Below are 4,230 nucleotides of genomic sequence, written 5' to 3' on the forward strand. Positions count from 1 at the left end.
AGATGGCTCATCTGACTTTGTCAGATGAGCATGGTCAATGAGAACGATCAAGCCAATCGGGCGATTAGTAAGGCTAAGCTTCATGCATTGCTGCACGTCCACACGCCTCCTATCAACGTGGTCGTCTTCCACGGCCCTGATAGGGAATACTCGTTTTCAGGTGGGTTTCCCGCTTAGATGCCTTCAGCGGTTATCCCTTCCATATATAGCTACCCTGCTATGCCCTTGGCAGGACAACAGGTCCACCAGAGATATGTCCATCCCGGTCCTCTCGTACTAGGGACAGATCCTGTCAATATTCCTACACCCACGGCAGATAGGGACCGAACTGTCTCACGACGTTCTGAACCCAGCTCACGTACCGCTTTAATTGGCGAACAGCCAAACCCTTGGGACCTGCTCCAGCCCCAGGATGCGATGAGCCGACATCGAGGTGCCAAACAACCCCGTCGATATGGACTCTTGGGGGTCATCAGCCTGTTATCCCCGGCGTACCTTTTATCCGTTGAGCGATGGCCCTTCCACGCGGGACCACCGGATCACTATGACCGACTTTCGTCTCTGCTCGACTTGTCAGTCTCGCAGTCAGGCGGGCTTATGCCATTGCACTCGACGACCGATTTCCGACCGGTCTGAGCCCACCATCGCGCGCCTCCGTTACTCTTTCGGAGGCGACCGCCCCAGTCAAACTACCCACCATACACTGTCCCGGATCCGGATGACGGACCGCGGTTAGACATCCATGACGATAAGGGTGGTATTTCAAGGATGGCTCCACGAGAACTGGCGTCCCCGCTTCAAAGCCTACCACCTATCCTACACATGCCGACACGAATGCCAGTGTAAAGCTATAGTAAAGGTGCACGGGGTCTTTCCGTCTGACCGCAGGAACCCCGCATCTTCACGGGGAATTCAATTTCACTGAGTCTATGTTGGAGACAGCGGGGAAGTCGTTACGCCATTCGTGCAGGTCGGAACTTACCCGACAAGGAATTTCGCTACCTTAGGACCGTTATAGTTACGGCCGCCGTTTACTGGGGCTTCGATTCAGAGCTTGCACCCCTCCTCTTAACCTTCCAGCACCGGGCAGGCGTCAGACCCTATACGTCGTCTTAAAGACTTCGCAGAGCCCTGTGTTTTTGATAAACAGTCGCTACCCCCTGGTCTGTGCCACCCCTTCATACTTGCGTAAAAAGGGGTCACGCTTCTTCCGAAGTTACGCGTGCAATTTGCCGAGTTCCTTCAACATAGTTCTCTCAAGCGCCTTGGTATACTCTACCTGACCACCTGTGTCGGTTTCGGGTACGGTCTATAATGATGGAGCTATTTCCTGGAACCGCTTCCCCGCCCACTCAATCCAATAAGAGTGAACAAGTTACGCAATCCGTCACTACCACCAGGCCCACGAATATTAACGTGGTTCCCATCGACTACGCGTTTCCGCCTCGCCTTAGGGGCCGGCTAACCCTGCTCAGATTAACTTTAAGCAGGAACCCTTGGTCTTTCGGCGAGGGGGTCTCTCACCCCCTTTATCGTTACTCATGTCAACATTCGCACTTCCGATACCTCCAGAGGCCCTCACGGGTCCTCCTTCACTGGCTTACGGAACGCTCCGCTACCACGTGGATAAATCCACATCCTCAGCTTCGGTGCATGGCTTCAGCCCCGTTACATTTTCGGCGCAAAGACCCTTATTTAGACCAGTGAGCTGTTACGCTTTCTTTAAATGATGGCTGCTTCTAAGCCAACATCCTGGTTGTTTTGGGATCCTCACATCCTTTCCCACTTAGCCATGACTTGGGGACCTTAGCTGGAGGTCAGGGTTGTTGCCCTCTTCACGACGGACGTTAGCACCCGCCGTGTGTCTGCCGACTAGTACTCCTCGGTATTCGGAGTTTGGTTAGGATCAGTAAGACGGTGAGTCCCCATAGCCCATCCAGTGCTCTACCCCCGAGGGTATTCGGTCGACGCTCTACCTAAATAGATTTCGCGGAGAACCAGCTATTTCCGAGTTTGATTGGCCTTTCACCCCTAGCCACAAGTCATCCCAATCTATTGCAACAGATGCGGGTTCGGCCCTCCAGTTGGTGTTACCCAACCTTCAGCCTGCTCATGGCTAGATCACTCGGTTTCGGGTCTAATGCATCTAACTAAATCGCCCTATTCAGACTCGCTTTCGCTGCGCCTACACCTACCGGCTTAAGCTTGCTAGATACACTAAGTCGTTGACCCATTATACAAAAGGTACGCAGTCAGCCTTGCGGCCTCCTACTGTTTGTAGGCATCCGGTTTCAGGTTCTATTTCACTCCCCTTGTCGGGGTGCTTTTCACCTTTCCCTCACGGTACTTGTTCGCTATCGGTCATGCACGAGTACTTAGGCTTGGAGAGTGGTCTCCCCATGTTCAGACAGGATTTCTCGTGTCCCGCCCTACTCAAGGACAATCAGTGTTCTACGCTTACGGGGCTATCACCCATTCTCGCCAGGTTTTCCAACCTGTTCAGCTTTATTCCTGATTGCCACTGGCCTGGTCCGCGTTCGCTCGCCACTACTTACGGAGTCTCGGTTGATGTCCTTTCCTTCGGGTACTTAGATGTTTCAGTTCCCCGAGTTCGCTTCTAACCCCTATGTATTCAGAGCTAGATACCTTATCGCGACATCTAGAAACCATTTCGGTTCTCACTCACGCTTGTTCCGCACGTTCCCGTGCGGCGCTGCGTGGGCGCGCCGGACGACCGGCGACGCGCTACCGCGCTGCAAGCTGCCACACTCGAACATCGAGCATGCCACCAGTACAGGCCGATAGGCCGTCGGCGATCGTTCGCCGTAACGTCGGGTCAAAAACCCGACAACCAAAATGATTTTCTAGATGTCTAAGGTGGGTTTCCCCATTCGGATATCCATGGATCAAAGCTCATTCGCAGCTCCCCACGGCTTTTCGCAGCGTATCACGTCCTTCTTCGCCTGTGCATGCCAAGGCATCCACCAAATGCCCTTACGACACTTAATCGTTCTCATTGCCAATGCTCATCCCAACCTGGAGGCAAAAGGCATAAGGCAATAGCCATCAGGGAAAACCCTAATGCCGACTGCCTATTCCCTACTGCCTCGCAGATATCCGATTACCTTTTACAATCGGACCTGTCAGATGCCATCGACGTGTTCGACAGGTCTGCTTTATTGGAGCTACGCCGAGCAGCTCGCTTGCAGCCTGTCTTAAGACCAGCTTCTCGAGATCAAATCCGGGACCGCGCGGTCAGGCAACGGTCATCAGTAATCCATCAGAGGTGCCATTCGGCACGAATGCCTTAGAACACCAACAACAGACGACCAGAGTGACAAACTTCCTACCTTCTCCGGTCCCTCCTTCGTATCCGGCCGGCTAGGCCATCAACGACATCATTGGAACCGGCATCGGACACATGCCCTGCCTTGCGGCAAAACACATACCTGGAAGCCTCCAGATCAATCTTCTCTTCACGATTTTTGCAGAACAGGCACAAAGCATACGCTCTGTGCAAACTTGTTTTTCTTCAGAAGACAATTCTTGTGCTCACGCGCCAAAGGCGCTCCGCAGGGGCGCCAGATCCTGGCGACGCGCTACCGCGCTGTATGGCTGCCACGCTCAATCGTGAGCAGACCACCAGTACAGGCCGTGAGGCCGTCGCCGACCGTTCGGCGCGCCGTCCGCAGGCAGCAGCCAAAGGCTGCGCTCGCCGTGAGGACCAAATATGGTGGAGCTTAACGGGATCGAACCGTTGACCCCCTGCTTGCAAAGCAGGTGCTCTCCCAGCTGAGCTAAAGCCCCAATCTCGTCAGGGAATAGGCAGTAGCCAATTGGCATCAGCAACAAAGCCCGTCCATCAACACCATAATCCACACGATCGTATTCAACATTGAATGCGCCACCCATACAGGCTCAGAGAGCCGTCGCCAAGCGTTTGGCGCCCTCGTGGAGTGCAGGACCAAAGGTCCGAACAGCACGTGAACGCAAACAACCGTTTGCTGCTAAGCAAATGGTGGGCCCGGGTAGACTCGAACTACCGACCCCACGCTTATCAAGCGTGTGCTCTAACCAACTGAGCTACGGGCCCATTCAGTCAAACCGGTCGTGCGGTTTTTTGTCTTCATGAAGAAAGAGAAACGTGGTCGGCGGATCTCGCCATACCGATACCATGTGGCCTGAATGAACAGGCCGGCATCGGCGTATTTCGTTTGCGATCGTGACCTA

General features: G+C 54.0%; 2 tRNA genes and 1 rRNA gene. All 3 read right to left on the minus strand.

The window, feature by feature from the left end:
• Positions 1 to 43: 43 nt before the first annotated feature.
• A 23S ribosomal RNA gene (locus AAIH46_RS21455) occupies positions 44 to 3,009 on the minus strand.
• Between the two features lie 722 nt (positions 3,010 to 3,731).
• Positions 3,732 to 3,807: transfer RNA gene (locus AAIH46_RS21460), tRNA-Ala, on the minus strand.
• Positions 3,808 to 4,016: 209 nt separating this feature from the next.
• Positions 4,017 to 4,093 (minus strand) — tRNA-Ile (locus AAIH46_RS21465).
• Positions 4,094 to 4,230 lie beyond the last annotated feature (137 nt).

Origin of the sequence: Rhizobium sp. 0TCS1.26 (genome assembly GCF_050455525.1) — a bacterium.
Taxonomy (GTDB): domain Bacteria; phylum Pseudomonadota; class Alphaproteobacteria; order Rhizobiales; family Rhizobiaceae; genus Neorhizobium.